This is a genomic window from Streptomyces sp. NPDC050085, assembly GCF_044460595.1.
GTDB lineage: Bacteria > Actinomycetota > Actinomycetes > Streptomycetales > Streptomycetaceae > Streptomyces.
On the sequence record NZ_JBITJZ010000001.1, the window covers coordinates 1 to 19,039 of the forward strand.

At 72.7% G+C, this 19,039-nt stretch carries 17 protein-coding genes and 1 pseudogene; 7 read left to right on the forward strand and 11 right to left on the reverse strand.

The window, feature by feature from the left end:
• Positions 1-156: 156 nt before the first annotated feature.
• The 4 genes from ACIBUY_RS00005 to ACIBUY_RS00020 all read right to left on the reverse strand — a co-directional run bounded on the left by ACIBUY_RS00005 (position 157) and on the right by ACIBUY_RS00020 (position 4,855).
• The gene (locus ACIBUY_RS00005) at positions 157-2,256 is read right to left on the reverse strand and encodes an MMPL family transporter (protein WP_399151199.1); all 2,100 of its coding nucleotides are present in this window, start codon (positions 2,254-2,256) and stop codon (positions 157-159) included.
• 234 nt (positions 2,257-2,490) lie between these two features.
• Entirely contained in the window at positions 2,491-3,147 is a 657-nt protein-coding gene (locus ACIBUY_RS00010; RefSeq protein WP_399151200.1) for a response regulator, read from the reverse strand.
• Positions 3,144-4,292, reverse strand: a complete 1,149-nt coding sequence (locus tag ACIBUY_RS00015) for a sensor histidine kinase (protein ID WP_399151201.1) — start codon at positions 4,290-4,292, stop codon at positions 3,144-3,146. Before ACIBUY_RS00015 ends, ACIBUY_RS00010 begins: the two co-directional genes overlap by 4 nt.
• 104 nt (positions 4,293-4,396) lie before the next feature.
• A complete protein-coding gene (locus ACIBUY_RS00020) occupies positions 4,397-4,855 on the reverse strand; it encodes an Lrp/AsnC family transcriptional regulator (RefSeq protein ID WP_365562639.1) in 459 nt (152 codons plus the stop codon).
• Between the two features lie 62 nt (positions 4,856-4,917).
• On the opposite strand from ACIBUY_RS00020, the gene ACIBUY_RS00025 reads away from it, so the two are divergent.
• Both ACIBUY_RS00025 and ACIBUY_RS00030 read left to right on the forward strand, forming a co-directional pair.
• Complete coding sequence (locus tag ACIBUY_RS00025; RefSeq protein ID WP_399151202.1) at positions 4,918-5,598, forward strand: AzlC family ABC transporter permease; 681 nt, start codon at positions 4,918-4,920, stop codon at positions 5,596-5,598.
• A complete protein-coding gene (locus ACIBUY_RS00030; RefSeq protein WP_399151203.1) occupies positions 5,591-5,920 on the forward strand; it encodes a branched-chain amino acid transporter permease in 330 nt (109 codons plus the stop codon). Before ACIBUY_RS00025 ends, ACIBUY_RS00030 begins: the two co-directional genes overlap by 8 nt.
• Here the strand turns inward: ACIBUY_RS00030 and ACIBUY_RS00035 are convergent.
• A complete protein-coding gene (locus tag ACIBUY_RS00035) occupies positions 5,902-6,486 on the reverse strand; it encodes a CGNR zinc finger domain-containing protein (protein ID WP_399151204.1) in 585 nt (194 codons plus the stop codon). The genes ACIBUY_RS00030 and ACIBUY_RS00035 overlap by 19 nt on opposite strands.
• Positions 6,487-6,588: 102 nt before the next feature.
• Here ACIBUY_RS00035 and ACIBUY_RS00040 point away from each other — a divergent pair, with 102 nt between their 5' ends.
• Entirely contained in the window at positions 6,589-7,845 is a 1,257-nt protein-coding gene (locus tag ACIBUY_RS00040; protein WP_399151205.1) for an epoxide hydrolase family protein, read from the forward strand.
• Positions 7,846-7,900: 55 nt separating this feature from the next.
• On the opposite strand, the gene ACIBUY_RS00045 is transcribed toward ACIBUY_RS00040, so the two are convergent.
• The 3 genes from ACIBUY_RS00045 to ACIBUY_RS00055 all read right to left on the reverse strand — a co-directional run bounded on the left by ACIBUY_RS00045 (position 7,901) and on the right by ACIBUY_RS00055 (position 11,162).
• On the reverse strand, positions 7,901-9,346 hold the full coding sequence (locus ACIBUY_RS00045; protein ID WP_365562629.1) for a glyceraldehyde-3-phosphate dehydrogenase: 1,446 nt from the start codon (positions 9,344-9,346) through the stop codon (positions 7,901-7,903).
• 89 nt (positions 9,347-9,435) lie between these two features.
• Positions 9,436-10,590, reverse strand: coding sequence for a GDSL-type esterase/lipase family protein (locus ACIBUY_RS00050; RefSeq protein WP_399151206.1), 1,155 nt, complete (start codon positions 10,588-10,590; stop codon positions 9,436-9,438).
• Positions 10,587-11,162, reverse strand: coding sequence for a WHG domain-containing protein (locus ACIBUY_RS00055; protein WP_365562623.1), 576 nt, complete (start codon positions 11,160-11,162; stop codon positions 10,587-10,589). The genes ACIBUY_RS00050 and ACIBUY_RS00055 overlap by 4 nt, the downstream gene beginning before the upstream one ends.
• Before the next feature lie 81 nt (positions 11,163-11,243).
• On the opposite strand from ACIBUY_RS00055, the gene ACIBUY_RS00060 reads away from it, so the two are divergent.
• Both ACIBUY_RS00060 and ACIBUY_RS00065 read left to right on the forward strand, forming a co-directional pair.
• A complete protein-coding gene (locus ACIBUY_RS00060) occupies positions 11,244-11,735 on the forward strand; it encodes an FBP domain-containing protein (protein WP_399151207.1) in 492 nt (163 codons plus the stop codon).
• 162 nt (positions 11,736-11,897) lie between these two features.
• A pseudogene (locus ACIBUY_RS00065) lies at positions 11,898-12,998 on the forward strand (polysaccharide lyase family 1 protein); the annotation flags it as partial.
• Between the two features lie 15 nt (positions 12,999-13,013).
• Here the strand turns inward: ACIBUY_RS00065 and ACIBUY_RS00070 are convergent.
• Entirely contained in the window at positions 13,014-13,694 is a 681-nt protein-coding gene (locus tag ACIBUY_RS00070; protein ID WP_399151208.1) for a TetR/AcrR family transcriptional regulator, read from the reverse strand.
• 91 nt (positions 13,695-13,785) lie between these two features.
• On the opposite strand from ACIBUY_RS00070, the gene ACIBUY_RS00075 reads away from it, so the two are divergent.
• Complete coding sequence (locus tag ACIBUY_RS00075; RefSeq protein WP_365562616.1) at positions 13,786-14,349, forward strand: NAD(P)H-dependent oxidoreductase; 564 nt, start codon at positions 13,786-13,788, stop codon at positions 14,347-14,349.
• 57 nt (positions 14,350-14,406) lie between these two features.
• Here the strand turns inward: ACIBUY_RS00075 and ACIBUY_RS00080 are convergent, their stop codons facing one another.
• Together ACIBUY_RS00080 and ACIBUY_RS00085 are read right to left on the reverse strand one after the other, a co-directional pair.
• Positions 14,407-16,056 (reverse strand): thiamine pyrophosphate-binding protein, encoded by a 1,650-nt coding sequence (locus tag ACIBUY_RS00080; RefSeq protein ID WP_399151209.1) that lies wholly within the window; start codon positions 16,054-16,056, stop codon positions 14,407-14,409.
• Entirely contained in the window at positions 16,053-16,889 is an 837-nt protein-coding gene (locus tag ACIBUY_RS00085) for a cyclase family protein (protein WP_399151210.1), read from the reverse strand. Before ACIBUY_RS00085 ends, ACIBUY_RS00080 begins: the two co-directional genes overlap by 4 nt.
• 102 nt (positions 16,890-16,991) lie before the next feature.
• Here ACIBUY_RS00085 and ACIBUY_RS00090 point away from each other — a divergent pair, with 102 nt between their 5' ends.
• Positions 16,992-19,034: a DUF4139 domain-containing protein gene (locus tag ACIBUY_RS00090; RefSeq protein WP_399151211.1), complete on the forward strand. Its 2,043-nt coding sequence runs from the start codon at positions 16,992-16,994 to the stop codon at positions 19,032-19,034.
• The last annotated feature ends 5 nt before the right edge of the window (positions 19,035-19,039 follow it).

Below are 19,039 nucleotides of genomic sequence, written 5' to 3' on the forward strand. Positions count from 1 at the left end.
GGCCTCGTACTGGATGTACTTGGCCTTACGCCCGGTGCGGCGAAGGGGGCACCTCCCTGCTCGAGGTTGTTCGAGAGCTTGGGGGCGCGTGCCAGGCGTCGTGAGGCTGGGGGCACCTCCCAGCGTTAGCTGGGGGAGGGAGTTTGAAGACACGCCCTAGGACCTGACGAGGGGCTCCCCCGCGTCCTCGCGCACCCCGAACCGCTCGTGCACCCGTCGCAGCGGCCGCGGCGCCCACCATGCCCAGCGGCCGAGGAGTGCCATCGTCGCCGGTACGAGGAGCATGCGGACGACCGTCGCGTCGATCAGGACCGCGAGCGTGAGGCCGAGACCGATCTCCAGGATCGGGGCGAAGCCGCCCGTCATGAAGGCGCCGAAGACGACGGCGAGGAGGAGCGCGGCGCAGGAGACGACGCGCCCCGAGCGGCGCAGGCCGCTGACCACGGCGCCGGAGGCGTCGCCCATCGCGGTCCACGACTCGCGCATCCGGGCGAGGATGAACAGCTCGTAGTCCATGGCGAGCCCGAAGGCGATGGCGACGATCAGCGGGGGCGCGGTCAGGCTGAGGGCGCCGAGGCCCTCGCCGCCGAGCCAGGAGGCGAGGTGGCCGTCCTGGAAGACGAGCACCACCACGCCGAGCGCCGCGCCGAGGCTGAGCAGCGTCGTGAGGACCGTGCGCAGCGGGATCAGGACCGAGCCGGTGAACGCGAAGAGGAGGACCAGGATGCCGACGAGCACGGTGAGGGCGGCCCAGGCGGTGCGCTCGGCGAGCATGTGGCGGAAGTCGACGAGGCGGGCGGCGGTGCCACCGACCATGACCGGCCCGCTGTCCCTCAACGCCCGTGCGTCCCTGACCAGTTGCGTCGCCGTGGGGCCGTCCACGGCGCCCGTGGGTTTGACGCGCAGGACCCGGGTGCCGTCAGGGAGGGGCTGCGTCTCGTACGAGGCGACACCGGGCAGGGCGGTGACGCGGCGCGCGAACTGCGGGTCCGTGCCCGGCCGTTGGACGATCACGATCGGGTCGACGCCGGCGCCCGGCGGGTAGTGCGCGCGCACGGTGTCGTACACCTGGCGCGCCTCGGTGGCGGCGGGCAGCTGGCGGGCATCCCCGATGTCGATGCGCAGGTTCGTCACGGGCAGCGCGAGCGAAAGCAGGGCCAGCACGCTCACCGTCATCACGGCGATCGGGCGGCGCCCCGCGAACCGCGCGATGCGGGCGAAGGCCCGGCCCTCTTCGCCGGGCACGCGCGGCTTCGACGGGGCGATGCGCGCACCGAAGCGGGTGAGCAGCGCGGGCAGCAGGGTCAGTGCGGCGAGCATGTCGACGACCACGACGGCGGCCACGGCCAGGCCCATGCTGCGCAGGAACGGGCTCGGGAACACGAGCAGTCCGCTGAGGCTGACGGCGACGGTGAGGCCGGAGAAGAGGATGGTGCGGCCCGCGCGGTCGACGGTCCGGCGCACGGCCTCGGGAACGTCGGCGCTCGTGCGGCGCTCCTCGCGGAAACGCATGACCATCAGCAGGGCGTAGTCCACGGCGAGGCCGAGTCCGAGCATGGTCGTCACCTGGACGACGTAGACGGAGATCTCGGTGATCTGGCTGAAGCCGAACAGGGCGAGGAACGCCCCGGCGACGCCGCTCACCGCGACGAGCAGCGGAAGCCCCGCGGCGCGCAGTCCGCCGAAGACGAGGAGCAGCAGGGCGAGCACGACGGGCAGGGAGAACAACTCGGCGCGCTGGACGTCCTGTTGGGCCCGCTCCCCCAGCTGCCGACCGAGCAGCGGGCCGCCGCTGACGTGCACGTCGGCGGCGTCGACCTGGTTGATGCGGTCGGCCGCCGCGTCGACGGCGTCGTCCTCCGCGTCGTCGCCGAGCCCGCCCTCGAGGGTGATCGGCACGATGAGCGCCCGCCCGTCGGCGGCCGCCAGTCCGCGGGCGGTGTACGGGTCGGGCACGTCGGCGATGCCGGGGATGCGGCGCAGGTCGGCGACGGCCGCCTCGACCGTGCGGCGCACCGGGGCGTCGGTGACGCGGGGTGCCTCGACGACCGCGGTGATCGACTCGCCGCGCGGGTCGATGCGTTCGAGGAGGGCCTCGGTGGACTCGGACTCGGTGCCGGGGACTTCCGGGACCGCGTCGGAGAGCCGGCCGAACACGCCGGTGCCGAGCCCGAGTCCGAGCACGATCAGGGCCAGCCAGGTGAGGATCACGGTACGGGGGCGGCGGGTGGCCGCCCGGGCGAGTGCGCTGAGCACGGCGCCTCCTCGGAGGGTTCCGATGGGACGCGAACAGCGTTGCGGGCGCGGCCTGTTGGGCGGATCGCCGTGCCGGGCGGTTCGCCTCTCGCCCGTACGGGGGAGGCGGCGGCGACGGCTCCCCCGGGCGGGCGAGTTCACGGTCTCGTCCGGCGGCCCGAGTCACCGGGCCACCGGGTCACCGGGTCACCGGGTCACCGAGTCACCGGGCCACCGGGTCACCGGGTCACCGGGTCATTCGGCGGCCGGGGTCACGAGCCCGGACTCGTACGCGCAGATCACCGCCTGCACGCGGTCGCGCAGGCCCAGCTTGCTCAGGACGTTGCTGACGTGCGTCTTGACGGTGTGCTCGCTGACGAAGAGGGTCCCGGCGATCTCCGCGTTGGTCAGGCCGCGCGCGAGGTGGCGCAGGGTCTCCGTCTCGCGGGCGGTGAGCGCGTCGAGGCTCGGCGCGGCGGTGGTGCGGCGCCTGCGGCGGATGACGTCGGCGACCAGGCGCCGGGTGACGGACGGCGCGAGCAGCGAGTCACCGGCGGCGACGACGCGCACCGCGTGCACGAGGTCGTCTCGGCGCACGTCCTTGAGGAGGAACCCGGACGCCCCGGCGTACAGCGCCTCGTACACGTACTCGTCGAGGTCGAACGTGGTGAGCATGACGACCCGGCAACTCGACTGTGCGCAGACGCGTCTGGCCGCTTCGAGGCCGTCCATGCGCGGCATGCGGATGTCCAGGAGGAGCACGTCGGGCGCGTGCCGCAGCACGGCGGTGAGAGCCTGCGCGCCGTCGCCCGCCTCGGCGACCACCTCGATGTCGGGCTGCGCCTCGAGGATCATGGCGAAGCCGCTGCGGACGAGTTCCTGGTCGTCGGCGACGACGACGCGGATGCTCATGGCCCGCCGGGCGCGGGCAGCCGTGCGGTCACCCGGAATCCGCCGTGCGGTCCCGGTCCGCCGCGCGCGCTGCCGCCGCAGGCCGCCGCCCGTTCCTCGATCCCGACGAGCCCGTGCCCACCGGTGGACCCGGGCGCTGCGCGGCCCGTCCCGTCGTCCGTCACGGTGATCGTCAACTCCCCCTCCACCCAGTCGAGTTGTACGTCCGCCCGGGCAGCGTACGCGTGCTTGAGGGTGTTGGTCAGGGCTTCCTGGACGATGCGGTACGCGGCGGTCTCCGTGTCGGGGCCGAGCGGGCGCGGGTGTCCCGTGGTGCGCAGGGTGACGCTGAGTTCGGTGGTGGCGTCGACCTTGCCGACCAGCTCGGGAACGTCGGCGAGGCGCGGCTGCGGGGCACGCGCCGAGCTGCCTTCGGCCTCTCTCAACACGCCCAGGATGCGGCGGAGTTGCACCATGGCGTCGCGCCCGGTCCCGGCGATCGCCTCGAAGGCGGCCTCTGCCCGGTCGGGCCTGCTGCGCACCACGACGGGCCCGGCCTCGGCCTGCACCACCATCAGGCTGACGGCGTGTGCGAGGACGTCGTGCATGTCGCGGGCGATCCTGGCGCGCTCGCGGGCGGCGGCCCGGGCCCGGTCGGTCTCGCGTTCGCGCTCCACCGCGCGGGCCCGCTGTTCCAGGGCGGCGGTGTAGGCGCGCTGGGTGCGGGCCAGGAGCCCGAAGCCGTACGCGCTGAACACGCTGAGCAGGTGGAAGGCGTACTCGAAGGGCTCGGCGTGCTCCTTCATCGACATGGTGGCCCAGGCGCCGACGAACCAGCCGGTGAGCATGATGCGGCGCGGGACGGGCGCGGAGTACGCGGCGACGGTGTAGAGCACGACGAGGCCGCCGTACACGACGTCCGGCGGCGGCGCGTGGTACAGCGCCATCGCCGGGGTGAACACCGAGACGACGGACGCGCACACCATGGGCGCGCGGCGCCGCCACACGAGCGGCACGGCCGTGCCCGCGCCCAGCAGGAACCCCTGCCAGGACAGCGGGTCCCCGCCCTCGTCGGGGAAGAGGAACTGGAGGGACACGGCGAACAGGACGAGTGCGGCGAGGGCCGCGTCGACGAGCACGGGACGCGGGCGGCGGGGCAGGCGCATACGGCGGCTCCTTCCGGGCGGGCCCAGTATCGGGCGCCCGCGGGCCGAAGAACTCGCCGGTGCGGGGGATTTACCGGCAGTCCCGGCCGGCCGGGGCGGATCCCTCAGTCGAGCACCTTGATCTTCTTCATGGTGGGCTGGGACACGACCCGGGCGACCCCTTGCAGGCCGATCACCTTGCCGGTCTGGAACGCCTCGTACGCGTTGTAGTCGGCGACCATGACCCGCAGCAGATAGTCGGGGCGGCCGAACAGCCGCCGGAACTCGACGACTTCGTCGTATCCGGCGATGACCTCCTCCAGGTCCGCGAGCGTCTTCAGATCGCTCACGGAGACCTCGATGAAGACCATCACCTCCAGGCCGCCGCCGAGCGCCTCGTGGTCGACGCGGGCGCGGTAGCCGGTGATGATCCCGGCCTCCTCGAGGCGCCGTACGCGGCGCAGGCAGGGCGGCGGTGACAGGCCCACGCGGCGGGCGAGTTCGACGTTGGTCAGGCGGCCGTCCTCACGCAGGAGACGCAATATTTCGCGGTCGATGGCATCGAGGGTCATTTCCTTGCGCATGGCGCGACTTTAGGGAAACACTTCGCAACCATGTAAGGCGCGAATCGGCCTACCGTTGCTCCATGTCAACTCGCCTGCACCGTCTGGTTGTTGCCGTGCGGGACGCCGGTCCGGTCGGGCTCGGCGCGTTCCCGATGGGCGTGGCCTTCGGGGTGTTGCTGGTCCGCTCGGGGCTCGCCTGGTGGTGGGCGCCGGTGATGTCGGGGTGCGTGTACGCGGGTTCGCTGGAGTTCCTGCTGCTCGGCCTGGTGCTCGCCGCGGCGCCCCTCGGCTCGATCGCGGCAACGGCGTTCTTCGTGAACGTCCGGCACGTGTTCTACGCGTTGGCGTTCCCGCTGCACCGGATCGCGGGCCGGGCGGGCAGGGCGTACGGCACGTTCGCGCTGTCCGACGAGGCCTGGGTGGTCACCACCCGTGCACAGGCGGCGAGTTGGGACGGTCCGCGGATCCTCGGCGCCCAGGGGGTCATTCATGCGTACTGGGCGGGCGGAGCCACGCTGGGAGCCCTGACGGGGAGTTGGCTGCCGGTGGATCTGCACGGGGTCGAGTTCGCGGTGACCGCGCTGTTCGTGGCGCTCGCCCTGGACGCGCTGAGGGCGCACCCGGACGTCGTCACCCCCGTGCTGGCGCTGGCCTGCGCGCTGTTCGCCCGCTTCGTGTTCCCCGGCCAACTCCTCGTGGTGGCCTTTGCGTTGTTCACGGCAGGTCTGATGGCACGGCACCTGGGGACCGGCCGTGCCTGACGCCCCGTACCTGCTGGCGGCGGTGGGCGTCTCGGTCGCCGTGACCTGGGCGCTGCGCGCGCTGCCGTTCCTGGCCCTGGCGCCGCTGCGATCGAGCGCCACGGCCGCGTACCTCAACTCCCGCATGCCTCTGGGGGTGTTGACCATCCTGACCGTCCACACCCTGCGGGACTTCTCCCCGCACGTCCCGCACCGGGCGTGGCCGGCCGCGCTCGCCCTCGCGGTCACGGTCGGCCTGCACCTGTGGCGGCGCAACGTGCTGCTGTCGGTGCTCGGCGGCACCGCCGCTCATGTCGCTCTGGTTCAGGGCGTGTTCGGCTGAGCTGTGGAGTTCCTGCCTCGGCTGGCGTGGAAGCGGGCCTTCTTCTGCCGGTTCCCGCACGTGTTCATGTCGCACCATTTGCGGGTGCGGCTCTGACTGGTGTCGAAGAAGGCGGCCCGGCAGGTCGGTGACGCGCACAGGGCCAGTCTTCCGTCGCGTTCGCCCGCGATGACGCTGATCGCGTCGGCGGCGATCACGCCGAGGGCGTCCTCCACTCCGGAGGCCGGGTCGAGCCGCCAGCGCCGCTGCCCCTCGGGCGTCAGGACCGCCGCGGCCCGCCCCTGTGCGCTGCGGTCGTTGATGACGCGCAGGGCGGACGCAGGCAGGGCGTCCTGGAGCGCGGCCGCTGTCGCGGCGGCGTGGATCGACTCCCGCAACTCTCGGGCGAGTTCGAGCTGGTCGAGGGTGCAGGCATCCACGGCGAGGCCGCTCACCGCCAGCCAGTCGACGAGTCGGTGCGGTACGGGAATGCGCTCCACGGAGGTGCCATGACGCTCCGACAGGGTCCCCGTGAAGCTGGTCGCCAGCACGCTGCCGAGGCGGAAGTCGGGGAACTCAGAAGGCATGGAACCACCTTAGCCGGTTGCGCGACGACGCGACGACGGAGTAGAACCGTCTTAGCCGGTTCTCGCGATGCACGACCGGTTCCGCGACGGCCTGGAGGTCTCATGCCCCGCCCCACCAGCGACGGACAAGCACCCACCGGCGGCGTACAAGCCCCGCTCAACGACGCAGGAACACCGCTCAACGGCGCAGAACCACCGGTCAACGGCGTACAGGCATGGGAAGTCCGTGCGACGGAGGCCGACCTCGACGATCTGCGCACACGGCTGGCCGCCGCGCGGTTGCCGGAGGCCGAGACGGTCCGGGGCGCCGCGCCCGGACCCGGCCGCTGGGCCCAGGGTGTTCCGCTCGCCGACCTCGTCGATGTCGTGCACCACTGGCGCACCGGGTACGACTGGCGGTCGTTCGAGGAGCGCCTCGACCGGATCGGGCAGTTCCGCACGACCATCGACGGTCTGGGCATCCACTTCCTGCACCGTCGGTCCGCGCGCGCGGATGCCACTCCCCTGATCCTGACGCACGGATGGCCGGACAGCATCGTCCGGTTCCTCGACGTGGTGGAGGAGCTGGCGGATCCGGCGGACGCCGACGCACCGGCGTTCCACGTCGTGGTCCCGTCGCTCCCGGGCTTCGGGTACAGCGACAAACCGGCCACCACCGGCTGGGGAACGGAACGGATCGCGGCCGCGTGGGTGGAGCTGATGGGAAGGCTGGGCTACCCCACGTTCCTTGCCCACGGCGGGGATTGGGGCGGCAACATCACCACGGTGCTCGGCGGCAGGTTCCCGGCGCACGTGCTCGGCATCCACACGACGTTCGCGGAGGGACCGCCCGGGCTGACCATGGATGGGCTGACAGCGGCCGAGCGCCGATGGGCCGACGAAACCCGCGATTTCTGGCGCCACCGCGCGGCGTACGCGAAGCAGCAGGCGACCCGGCCGCAGACCATCGGCTACGGGCTCGTCGACTCACCGGTCGGGCTGCTGGCCTGGATCCTCGACAAGTTCGCCGAGTGGTCGGACACCGAGGACAGCCCGTTCGAGACGATCTCCATGGACAGGATCCTGGACGACGTCACTCTGTACTGGCTGACCAGGACCGGCGCATCGGCGGCCCGCATCTACTACGAGAGCCACAACTCGCTCGATCCCGGACTGCGCGTCGACGTCCCGTCGGCGATCACCATGTATCCCCGCGACGTCGAGAAGTGTCCGCGCCCCTGGGCGCAGGAGCGCTACCGGCACATCGCCCGCTGGGCCTGCCCCGAAAGCGGCGGGCACTTCCCGTCGCTGGAGGTTCCCGAGCATTTCGTCCGGGACCTGCGGGAGGGACTCGCGGCGGTGCTGGCCGCCCGGCGGTGAACGCGGGCACCGCCCGCCCCGGAGAGCGGACGGTGCCGAAGGCGCGCCAAGGGTGTCAGGCGATCGGCGCCGGGAACGTCGGGTACTCCACCCCGGAGACGTGCTGGACGACCCGGATGACCTGGCACGAGTAGCCGAACTCGTTGTCGTACCAGAGGTAGAGGATCGCGTTGTCGCCGTCGACCTTCGTGGCACCCGCGTCCACGATCGAGGCGTGCCGGGAGCCGATGAAGTCGCTGGAGACCGCGTCGGGCGAGTCCGTGAAGTCGATCTGGCGCTTGAGCGGCGAGGTCAGCGAGACGTCCCGGAGGTGACCGAGGACCTCGTCGCGGGTGGTCTCGCGGCCGAGCCGCAGGCTCAGGATCGCGATGGAGACGTCCGGGACGGGGACGCGGATCGAGCTGCCGGTGATCGGCGCCTTCAGGTCGGGCAGCGCCTTGGCGACGGCCGAGGCGGCGCCGGTCTCCGTGATGACCATGTTGAGCGGCGCGGAGCGGCCGCGGCGGTCGGCCTTGTGGTAATTGTCCAGCAGGTTCTGGTCGTTGGTGAACGAGTGGACGGTCTCCACGTGGCCGCGCAGCACGCCGTACTCGTCGGCCATGGCCTTCAGCGGCGGCACGATCGCGTTCGTGGTGCAGGAGGCGCAGGACAGGATCTGCTCGTCCGGCTTGATGGTGTCGTGGTTGACGCCGTGCACGATGTTCGGGACGTCGCCCTTGCCGGGCGCGGTCAGCACGACCTTGTCGATGCCGGGGCGCAGGTGCCCCGAAAGCCCTTCCCGGTCACGCCACTTGCCCGTGTTGTCGATCAGGATCGCGTTGTCGATGCCGTACGCGGTGTAGTCGATCTCGGACGGGTCGTTCGCGTAGATCACCTTGATGGCGTTGCCGTTGGCGACGATGGTGCTGGTCGCCTCGTCGACGGTGATCGTGCCCTGGAACTGGCCGTGGATCGAGTCGCGGCGCAGCAGCGAGGCCCGCTTCACGAGGTCGGCCTCGCCGCCGCCGCGGACGACGATGGCGCGCAGCCGAAGTCCGTTGCCCGAGCCGGACTTCTCGATGAGGAGGCGGGCGACGAGGCGGCCGATGCGGCCGAAGCCGTAGAGGACGACGTCGCGGCCCGCGCCCGGCTCGATGCTGCCGGTGCCGATGGCTCCGGCGACGGCGTCGGCGGTGAACTCCTCGACGCCGAGCCCGCGTTCGTCGGTGCGGTACGTCGCGGCGAGCATGCCGATGTCGATCTGCGAGGGCCCGAGGTCGAGCGTGGCCAGGGCCCGCAGGAACGGCATCGTCTCGGTGACCGAGAGCTCCTCGCCCGCTATCTGCCGGGCGAAACGGTGGGTCTTGAGAATGCTGACCACCGACTTGTTCACCAAGGAGCGGCTGTGCAGCAGGACGTTCACGTCCCGCTCGCGGTGCAGCTTCCCGATGATCGGGATCATCGACTCCGCGGTCTCCTCGCGGTGCTTCCAATTGGTGAACGAGTCGTCATTGACAGTCACGTGCGTCTCTTTCGAGCTAGGCGGCGCTCATATGCTAACCCGCCCGCTCGGTGGCCCTGCGGGCGCCCCTGATCATGAGCCCGCAGAGGTCACGCGAAGGCGCCGCCAGGGCCGAAGACGCGCTCGGCGAAACGCTCGCCGATGCGGAGGTGGCTGGCCGCGTCGGGGTGCAGCGCGTCGGGCAGCGGCAGCTCGGCGTGGTCCGCCTCGCCGTACAGCGCGAGCCCGTCGAGGTGGTGCAGGTACGGGTCGTCGGCCCGGCGCTGCGCCACGATGCGGGCGAGCTCGTCGCGGATGGTGCGCAGCGTGAGCTTCCCGTACGCCGTCTCGGCCGGGTCGCCCGTCGCCATGAACCTGACCTGCCCGCTGCCGAGCGACGCCGGGTCGGGGGCGCCGGGACCCGGGGTGTCCTCGTGGATCGGGCACAGGATCGGGGAGACGACCAGCAGCGGCGCCGTGGGGTGCCCGTCCCGGACGGTGTCGAGGAACCCGTGCACGGCCGGGGTGAAGGCGCGCATCCGCATCAGGTCGTAGTTGACGACGTTGATCCCGATCTTGACGCTGATCAGGTCGGCCGGGGTGTCCCGCATCGCCCGCGCCGTGAACGGGTCGAGCAGCGCGGCGCCGCCGAACCCCAGGTTGACCAGCTCGGCGCCGCCCAGCGAGGCCGCGTGCGCGGGCCAGGTGGCCGAGGGGCTCGCGGCGTCGGAGCCGTGGCTGATGGAGCTGCCGTGGTGCAGCCACACGGGCCGGCCCCGGTCGGGCAGCGGCTCGACGGGGGCGTCCGTGCGCAGGGCGACGAGCTCGGTGGTCTCCTGGTGCGGGAGCCAGATCTCGACGTCCTTCACGGCATCGGACAGGCCGTCGAAGCGCAGGGTGCCGGGCTCCCCCGGCCGGTGCTCGAAGGTGCCCGCGGCCATGTCGATGACCAGGCAGTGACCGCCTGCCACCCGGCCCTGCGCGACGAGCCGCCCGTCGACGAGGAGGTCGTACACGCCGTCCGGCCGGGGCGGGGATCCGGCGTAGACGCGCTTGGTCGGCACGGTGTCCAGCTCGATCGCGGTCGCCCGGGTACGGAACGCGAGCCGTACGCCCGAGGGCTGGGACTCGGCCATGGCGAGCTGTCCGTCGACGTTCTGGGCGCGGGCCCGGGCGGGCAGCCGGTGCGGCAGCAGGCCGAGCGGTGTGCGCTCGACGTCGAGGGCGCCGCGCAGCAGGTCGGGGGTGAGGGGTGCGGTGATCACGAGGTGGCCTCCGGCCAGTTGCGCAGGAGCGCGTCGAGGGCGTCGAGGGTGCGCACCCAGGTCTCGTCCGAGTCGGGTGCGCTGTGGCTGAATCCGCCGCCCATCTCCAGGCTCACGTAGCCGTGGAAGACGCTGCCGAGCAGGCGTACGGCGTGGGTCTGGTCCGGTTCGGCCAGGTCGTAGCCGCGCAGCAGCGCGCGGAACATCTGCGAGTGCCGCACTCCCGCGCTGGCGGCGGCCGCCTCGGGGTCGAGACGGAACTGGGCCGATGCGTAGCGGCCGGGGTGGGCGCGGGCGTAGTCCCGGTAGACGTTCGCGAGGGCGGTGAGCGCGTCCTTGCCGGCGCGTCCGGCGAGCGCTTCGGCGGCCCGGTCGGCGAGCTCCTCCAGGGCGATCAGGCAGATCCGCGTCTTGAGGTCGTGCGAGTTCTTCACGTGCGAGTACAGGCTCGCGACCTTGACGTCGAACCGGCGGGCCAGGGCCGAGACGGTGACGTGCTCGAAGCCGACCTCGTCGGCCAGGTCCGCGCCCGCCCGCGCCAGGCGCTCCGCATTGAGCCCCACTCGCACCATGACTGCCCTTCCGTCGACGCCCTGGTTGCTTCACTCATTATGCATTTGCCTAAAAGCTTTAGGCAACTTAGCCTCGGTGTTATGAAGCCACTGACCGAACGGGAGATCCGTTCCGCATTCGTGAACTGCAGCAAGGGCGAGGCGAAGCGCATGAACGTCCCGCACGATCTGGCCGAACGCCCCTGGGACGACCTGGACTTCTTCGGCTGGCGCGACCCCCAGGCCCCCGACCGCGCGTACCTCGTCGCCGAGATCGACGGCGAGGTGCAGGGTCTGTCCCTGCGCTCGTCGAACGCGGCGTCGTGGCAGACCCGGCGCAGCATGTGCTCGATGTGCGTCACGACGCACACCGGCGGCGTCTCCCTGCTGGTCGCGCCCAAGGCGGGCAAGGCCGGGAAGCAGGGCGACTCCGTGGGCGCGTACATGTGCAGCGATCTGGCCTGCTCTCTGTACGTGCGCGGCAAGAAGGACGCGGGGTCGGGCTCGCGCGTGCACGAGACCCTCACGCTGGAGGAGAAGGTCGAGCGGACGCGGACGAACGTGGCGGCCTTCTTCGCGAAGGTCACCGCGTGAGCGCCTGACCCGGCAACCCCACACGTCGCGGCGGCGACAGGAACGTGACCGGCAACTGCCGGTACGAGCCGACGAATTGGGGACCACCGGATGCACGGGATGCGCAGGACACGCAGCACGGGCAAGACGCACGGGACGACCAGGGCGACCAGGGCGCACGGGATGCGGCGGCCCACGGCGCTGCGCCTGTCCGCGGCGCTGGCCGCGGCGGCGCTCGCCGGCGGGATCGCGGCGGCCGTGTCGACGCCCGAGGCGTCCGCGGCCGCCCCCACCGCCACCGGGTACGCGAGCCGGAACGGCGGCACGACGGGCGGCGCGGGCGGGCAGACCGTGCGGGCCACCACGGGCACCCAGATCCACCAGGCCCTGTGCGGCCGGGCCGCGCGCGACACCCCGATCACCATCGAGGTCGAGGGCACGATCAACCACGCCAACACCAGCCAGGTGTCGGGCGACAGCTGCACCACCGCGGACGACGTGATCGAGCTGAAGCAGATCAAGAACGTCACGCTCGTCGGCGTCGGCAGTGGCGCCGTCTTCGACCAACTCGGCATCCACATCAGGGAGTCGAGCAACATCGTCATCCAGAACGTGACGGTCAGGAACGTCAAGAAGTCCGGCTCGCCCACGTCGAACGGCGGCGACGCCATCGGCATGGAGAAGAACGTCCGCAACGTCTGGGTCGACCACGTCAGCCTGCTCGCCTCCGGCGGCGAGTCGGACGGCTACGACGGCCTCTTCGACATGAAGAACAACACCCAGTACGTGACGCTGTCCTACAGCACGCTGCGCAATTCGGGCCGCGGCGGACTGATCGGCTCCAGCGACAGCGACCTGTCGAACGGCTTCGTCACGTTCCACCACAACCTGTACGAGAACCTCGACTCGCGCGCCCCGCTGCTGCGCGGCGGCACGGCCCACATCTACAACAACGCGTACGTGAGCCTGAACGAGTCCGGCATCAACTCCCGCGCGGGCGCCAAGGCCAAGGTCGAGAACAACCACTTCAAGGACTCCAAGGACGTCCTCGGCACCTTCTACACCGACGCGGCCGGGTACTGGCAGGTCAGCGGCAACGTCTTCGACAACGTGACCTGGTCGGCGCCCGGCGACGAGAACAACCCGGCGGGACCGGACGTGAAGTCGACGACCACGGTCTCGATCCCGTACGCGTACACGCTCGACGCGGCGAACTGCGTGCCGGACATCGTCGGCCGAACGGCGGGCGCGGGCAAGGGACTTCAGGTGTCGGACGGCACCTGCTGAGCAACGCCCTCGTCAGTGGGGCCGCTCGGCGGCGGCGAGGCGGGCGACCAGGTCGAGCCAGCCCTCCTCGAGCCGCTCGAGCGGCATCCCGCGCCGCCGCGTCAGATGGTGGACCACCGCGGGATCCACGCAGCCCATGAGCGTCTGCGCGTACACATCGCAGTCCGCGTCCGGGACGACCTGCGTCAGCAGATGGCGGACGTGCAGGGCGAGCACCTCGTGCGAGGGGTGCGCGAGCCGCCGGGACGGCTCGGGCTGCGCGGCAAGCTGGAGGTCGAGCTGGTCGGCGGTCCTGCGCAGGACGGTCAGGCCGAAGGCCCGCAGCCGCTCGATCGGCGGGGCGCCGGGGCCGAGCGGCGGCGGGCCGCCCATGAGATCGGCCTGCAGCTGGGTCGCGGAGTGGTCGAGGAGCGCCATCAGCAGCCCGTTGCGATCGCCGAAGCGGCGGAACACCGTCCCCTTGCCGACGCACGCCGCGGTGGCCACCGCCTCCATCGTGACCGCGGCCGCACCGCGCTCGGCGACCAGGCGCGCGGCCGCCTCCAGCACCTTGGCCTGGTTCCGCGCCGCATCGGCCCGCAGCCCCGACTCCTCGCCGGGGCGGCCGATCGCGAGCAACTGCGGCTGCCCGTCGGCGTCTTGCGGGTCCGGAAGGGGTGGCAGGGTGCGGGACATGAACACAGCGTAAAGCATTCTCGAGAAAACTGGACCACGGTCCGCTTAGGCTGCTACAACTTTAAACGGACCCCGGTCCGGGTCACTTTCAGCCTTCTTTGGAGACCTCATGTCTGTTCGCATCCTCGCGCTCGTCGGCAGCCTCCGCGCCGGTTCGCACAACCGGCAGCTCGCCGAGGCCGCCGCCAAGCACGCCCCGGAGGGCGCCGAGATCGAGCTGTACGAAGGCCTGGCCGACGTCCCGTTCTACAACGAGGACATCGACGTGGAGGGCAGCGTCCCCGCCGCCGCGGCCCGCCTGCGCGCGGCCGCCGCGTCCGCGGACGCGTTCCTGCTCTTCTCGCCCGAGTACAACGGCACCATCCCGGCCGTCCTCAAGAACGCCATCGACTGGCTGTCCCGCCCGTACGGCGCCGGCGCCTTCACCGGCAAGCCGGTCGCCGTGGTCGGCACCGCCTACGGCCAGTTCGGCGGCGTCTGGGCGCAGGACGAGGCCCGCAAGGCCGTGGGCATCGCCGGCGGCACCGTGCTCGAGGACGTCAAGCTCTCGATCCCGGGCTCGGTCGAGCGGTTCGCCACCACGCACCCCGCGGACGACGCCGAGGTCGCGGCCCAGGTCACCGAGGTCGTCGCCCGGCTGCGGGGCACCGTGACGCAGGCCGCGGCCGCCTGATCCCGCCACGCCACCACGAGGGGTCCCGTCCGCGCCGGACGGGACCCCTCGCCGTGTTCAGTGCCCGCGGAACGCCTCCTCCAGCCACCAGGACCCGTGCTCCCGTACGACCTTGGCGTCGACGAGCAGCGGCGCGGTCCGCGGTCCCACGAGCCAGTCCCGTACGGCCTTCAGGTCGGCCGGGGTGCGCACGGTGACCGCCTCGAAGCCGTAGCCGCGGGCGACGGCCGCGATGTCGGTGGGCGGGAACTCGACCGTGCCGAGCGGGAAGCCGTCCGGACCGAAGTGGTGCACCTCCGCCCCGTACGCGTCGTCGTTGTACACGACGACCACCATGGGCAGCGCGAGCCGCCGCACCGTGTCGAGCTCGACGGCGCTCATCAGTGCCCCGCCGTCGCCGAGCGCGGCCACCGCGAGCCGGTCGGGGCGGGCCAGGGCGGCGCCGATCGTGGTGGCGAGACCGAGCCCGATGGACTGGAAGGCCTGGGTGAAGCAGAGGCCCTGTTCGTCGGGGACGGACAGGTACATCGTCGGATGGCCCATGAAGTTGCCCGAGTCGATGCCGATGACGCGCTCGGCGGGCAGCAGGTCGTCCAGGGCGATGCTGAGCGTGCGCGGGTCGATGCGGTCCCGGGTGCCCTCGTCCTCGTACGGGATGTCGCGCCAGCGCAGTCGGTCGGTGAGCGCGGCGCGGACCCCGGGGGTGCGGTAGCCGCGGCGCTCGTCGTCCCCGAGCGCGCCCAGCGTCCGCCGCGCGGTCAGGAGCACGTCGCCGGTGACGCCGAGGTGGACGGGCCGGTTCACGCCGAGGGCGGCGGGGTCGTCGTCGACCTGGACGAGCGTGGCGTCGTCGGCGATGAGCCGGCCGTGCCGGGTCGTCCACATCGTCAGCGAGCAGCCCAGGCCCACGACCACGTCGGCGCCCTCGATCAACTCGGCGGCCAGCGGCGAGGCGAAGCCGCCGGACACGTCCAGCGACCAGGGGTTGCCGTGGAACAGGCCGCGGGCCACCGCCGACGTGGCGAGCAGCGCACCGCAGCGCTCGGCGAGCGCCTCGACGGCCGCGCGGCAGCCGGGCCCGCGTGCGCCGCGCCCGGCGACGAGGACCGGGCGCTCGGCGGACGCGAGGATCCCGGCGAGGGCCGCGATCTCGTCGTCGGCCGGGGTGACGGCGGGGCGCGGCGAGGGCGGCGCGACGGCCGCCAACTCCCGTTCGGCGTCCGGGACTTCCTGAACCTGTACGTCGAGCGGCAGGTTGAGCACGACCGTGCACCGCTCGTGGACGGCGAGGCGCACGGCGTCCGACGCCTGCGTGATGGCGTCGGCCGCCGAGGTCACGCGGGCACTGCGCGCGCCGACGGCGTGCGCCAACGCCCCTTGGTCGACAGCGAAGTTGGAGCGCGGCTGCGACGCCTCCGCCGCGAGGACGACGAGCGGCGTACGGCTCTTGGCCGCCTCGCCGATGCCGGTCATGGCGTTCGTGAGCCCGCACCCCTGGTGCACGCTGACCGCCGCCACGCCGCCCCGCACCCGGGCGTACGCGTCGGCCATGGTCGCGGCGCCGCCCTCGTGGCGCGTCGCGACGAACCGGGCGCCCGCCGCCACCATCGCGTTCGTGACGTGGAAGTTGCCGGAGCCGACGACCCCGAAGACCTGGTCGACCCCGGCCGCGACCAGGGTCCGGCCGACCGCCTCGGCGACGTTCATGACGCCTGCCCCGATCGCTCGACGAGGGCGAGGACCCGCGCCGGGGCGCCGGAGCCGGAGACGATGGGCAGCGGCCCGGCGACCACGACGGCGCCGGTCGGCGGCAGTTGAGCCAGGTTCTGCAGCTGCGTGAGACCGTACTTGCCGCTCCCCATCAGGTACGAGTGGCAGGGGAACGCGGGCTCGAAGGCGTGCGCGCGGCCCGCGTCCGTGCCCACCGTCTCGACGCCGAGCCCGATCACCGGCGTCCGTTCGGCGACCCAGCGGGCGCACTGCGCGGACAGGCCCGGCGTGTGCGGCCCGTTCTCGTCGGCGTTCAGGAACGGCTCCTGGGCGTGCGACCTGCTGCTCCAGCCCGTTCGCAGCAGGAGCCAACCGCCTTGCGGCAACGGCCCGTTGTGCCTCTGCCAGGCCTGGATGTGCTCCACCTCGACGAGGAAGTCCGGGTCCTTCGCGGCCTCTTCCGTGAAGTCGAGGACCACCGCGGGGGCCACGAGCCGGTCGGCGGGCACCGAGGCGACGTCACCGAGGTCCTTGCCCGTCACCCAGTGGTTGGGCGCGTCGAAGTGGGTGCCGGTGTGTTCGCCGCTGCGGAAGTTGTTCCAGTACCAGGCGGGCCCCCGGTCGTCGTACCGGCTGATCTCCTCCAGCTCGAACACCCGGGTCTGGCCGAATTCCGGCGGCAGTCGGAGCACCGGCGTACGCGACGACAACGGCGCGGTGAGGTCGACGACTTCGATCGCACCACCCCGCAATCCGGCCACCAGGGCGGCGAGAACGGACGGCGACGAGGAACCGGACGCTGCTGCGGCTGCAGCCGTGGGCTCAGACATACCCGCATCCTGAAGGCAGCGGCAAGATCGCACAATGGTCCCGACCGGCGGCCACGGCGTACTCTTCGACCGGAATCGGCGGCGTACGGGGAAGGAAGCGCGATGACCGACGCGGCGGCGCAGGCGTGGGAATCGAGGCTGACGTCGGTGGTGGTGTACGCGCGGGGCGCGGTCTGCCGGCGGCGGGCCGAGGGCGTCGTGCCGTCCGACGGCCGAGTCCGGGTGGGCGGACTGCCGCGGACCCTGGACCCCGACTCGCTGCGCGCCCGCGTCGTGGACGCGGCGGGCGCGCGCGTCGGCGAGGCGCGCCTCGTCGTCGACGCCGAGCCGGTCGCCCCCGGCGCGGACCACGAACTGCGCCGCGAGGTCGAGCGGTTGCACGAGGAGCGGCAGGCGGTCCAGGTGCGCCGGGACCGGCAGGCCGGGCGCGTCGAGGAGATCGCGGGCCTGCGCCCGGTGGCACCGGCGCGCAAGCGCGAGGACCCGCACCGGCGCACCCCCGTGGACGCGTGGCTGGGCCTCGCCGCCTTCGTCGACGAGCGGCTTGCGGCGCTGCACGACGGTCTCGCCGCGCTGGACGAGGAGCTCCGCCGGATCGACCACGAACTCGCGCTCGCCACGGACCGGTTGGAGCGCGCGTCCACGGACGCCCCGTCGGCCCGCGTGCAGTTGGCGGTCGCCGCCGACCTCACCGTGGAGGGCGGCGGAGCGGGCAGGGTCGTGGTGGAGGTGGAGTACCGCGTCCCGGGTGCGGTCTGGGTGCCCACCTATCGACTGACACACCGTCAGGGCGAGGGTGACGCACGGCTGGTGCTCCGCGCCTTCGTCGCGCAGCGCACCGGGGAGGACTGGACCGGTGTGCACCTCGGGCTCTCCACCGCGGACCTGCAACGACCCACCGGCGTACCGAAGTTGCGCTCGCTGCGGATCGGGCGCCGGCAGAGCGCCCCGGAGCCGTCCGGCTGGCGCGAGCCGCCCGCGGGGCTCTCCGCGCTCTTCACCGGGTACGACGCGGCGGGGCCGCGGCCCGTCACCGCCTTCCAGGCCGCGGCGCAGGCGGGCGGGTACGCGGAGGCGGCGGAGGAACCCCGGACGTTCGACGCGCCAGGGGCCGCCGCGGCCGCCCCGCAGGCCTACGGCGGAGCCGCACCCGCGGGCTACGGAGCAGCCGCACCTGTCGCACCCGCCGCGCCGTCGGGGCTGCGCCGAGCACCCCGCACGGTGGGACTCGACGCCCTGGACCGTTCCGCGCCCCCGGCTCCGGCCCCCGCCGGGGCACCGCCCCCGCCTCCGCCGCAGCTGGGGCCGCCGCGTCCCAGCAGTGCCGAACTCGACTACACCGGGCTCGTGTTGGCCGGACCCGAGGAGCCCGGCGACCGGCGCGGCCTCCTGCTGCCGGGCTCCCCCACCGACGCGGTGGCCGCCGAGTACCGGCGCCGCGCGGGCACGGTCGACGCGCTGCCGCTGCCCGGGCACGCGGTACGGCCGCACCTGTCGTCCGGCTCGTTCGACCACCGCTACGACGCCTCGGCGCCCGCCGACATCCCCTCCGACGGGACCTGGCACACCGTCACGGTCACCGAGCTCCCGATCGCGCTGCGCACCGAGTACGTCTGCGTGCCGTCCGTGGACGAGACCGTGTACGCGACGCTGCTGGTCTCCAACACCACCGACCAGGCGCTCCTCGCGGGCCCGGTGGACATCACGGTCGACGGCGACCACCTGCCGACCACGGCCCTGCCGACCCTCGCCCCTGGCGGCACGGGACGCGTCGGGCTCGGACCGGCCGAGGCGCTGCGCGCCGCGCGCCGCACCGAACTGCGCGAGACCACCACGGGGTTGCGCAGCACCACCACCGTGCTCGACCACCGGGTCCACGTGGAGCTGGCCAACCGCCTCGCCCGGCCGGTCACGGTGGAGGTGCGCGAGCGCGTCCCCGTGACCTCCGAACCGGACGTGCGCATCGAGGAGCACGGCACCTGGACCCGCCCCCCGGAGGCCACCGACGGCCCCGAGCAGCACGTGCCGGGCACCCGGCTGTGGCGGGTCGACGTCCCCGCGGGCGGCACCGCCGTGCTCGACGGCGGCTACGAGATCCGCATCCCGGCCGCCAAGGCCCTGACCGGCGGCAACCGCAGGAGCTGACACAC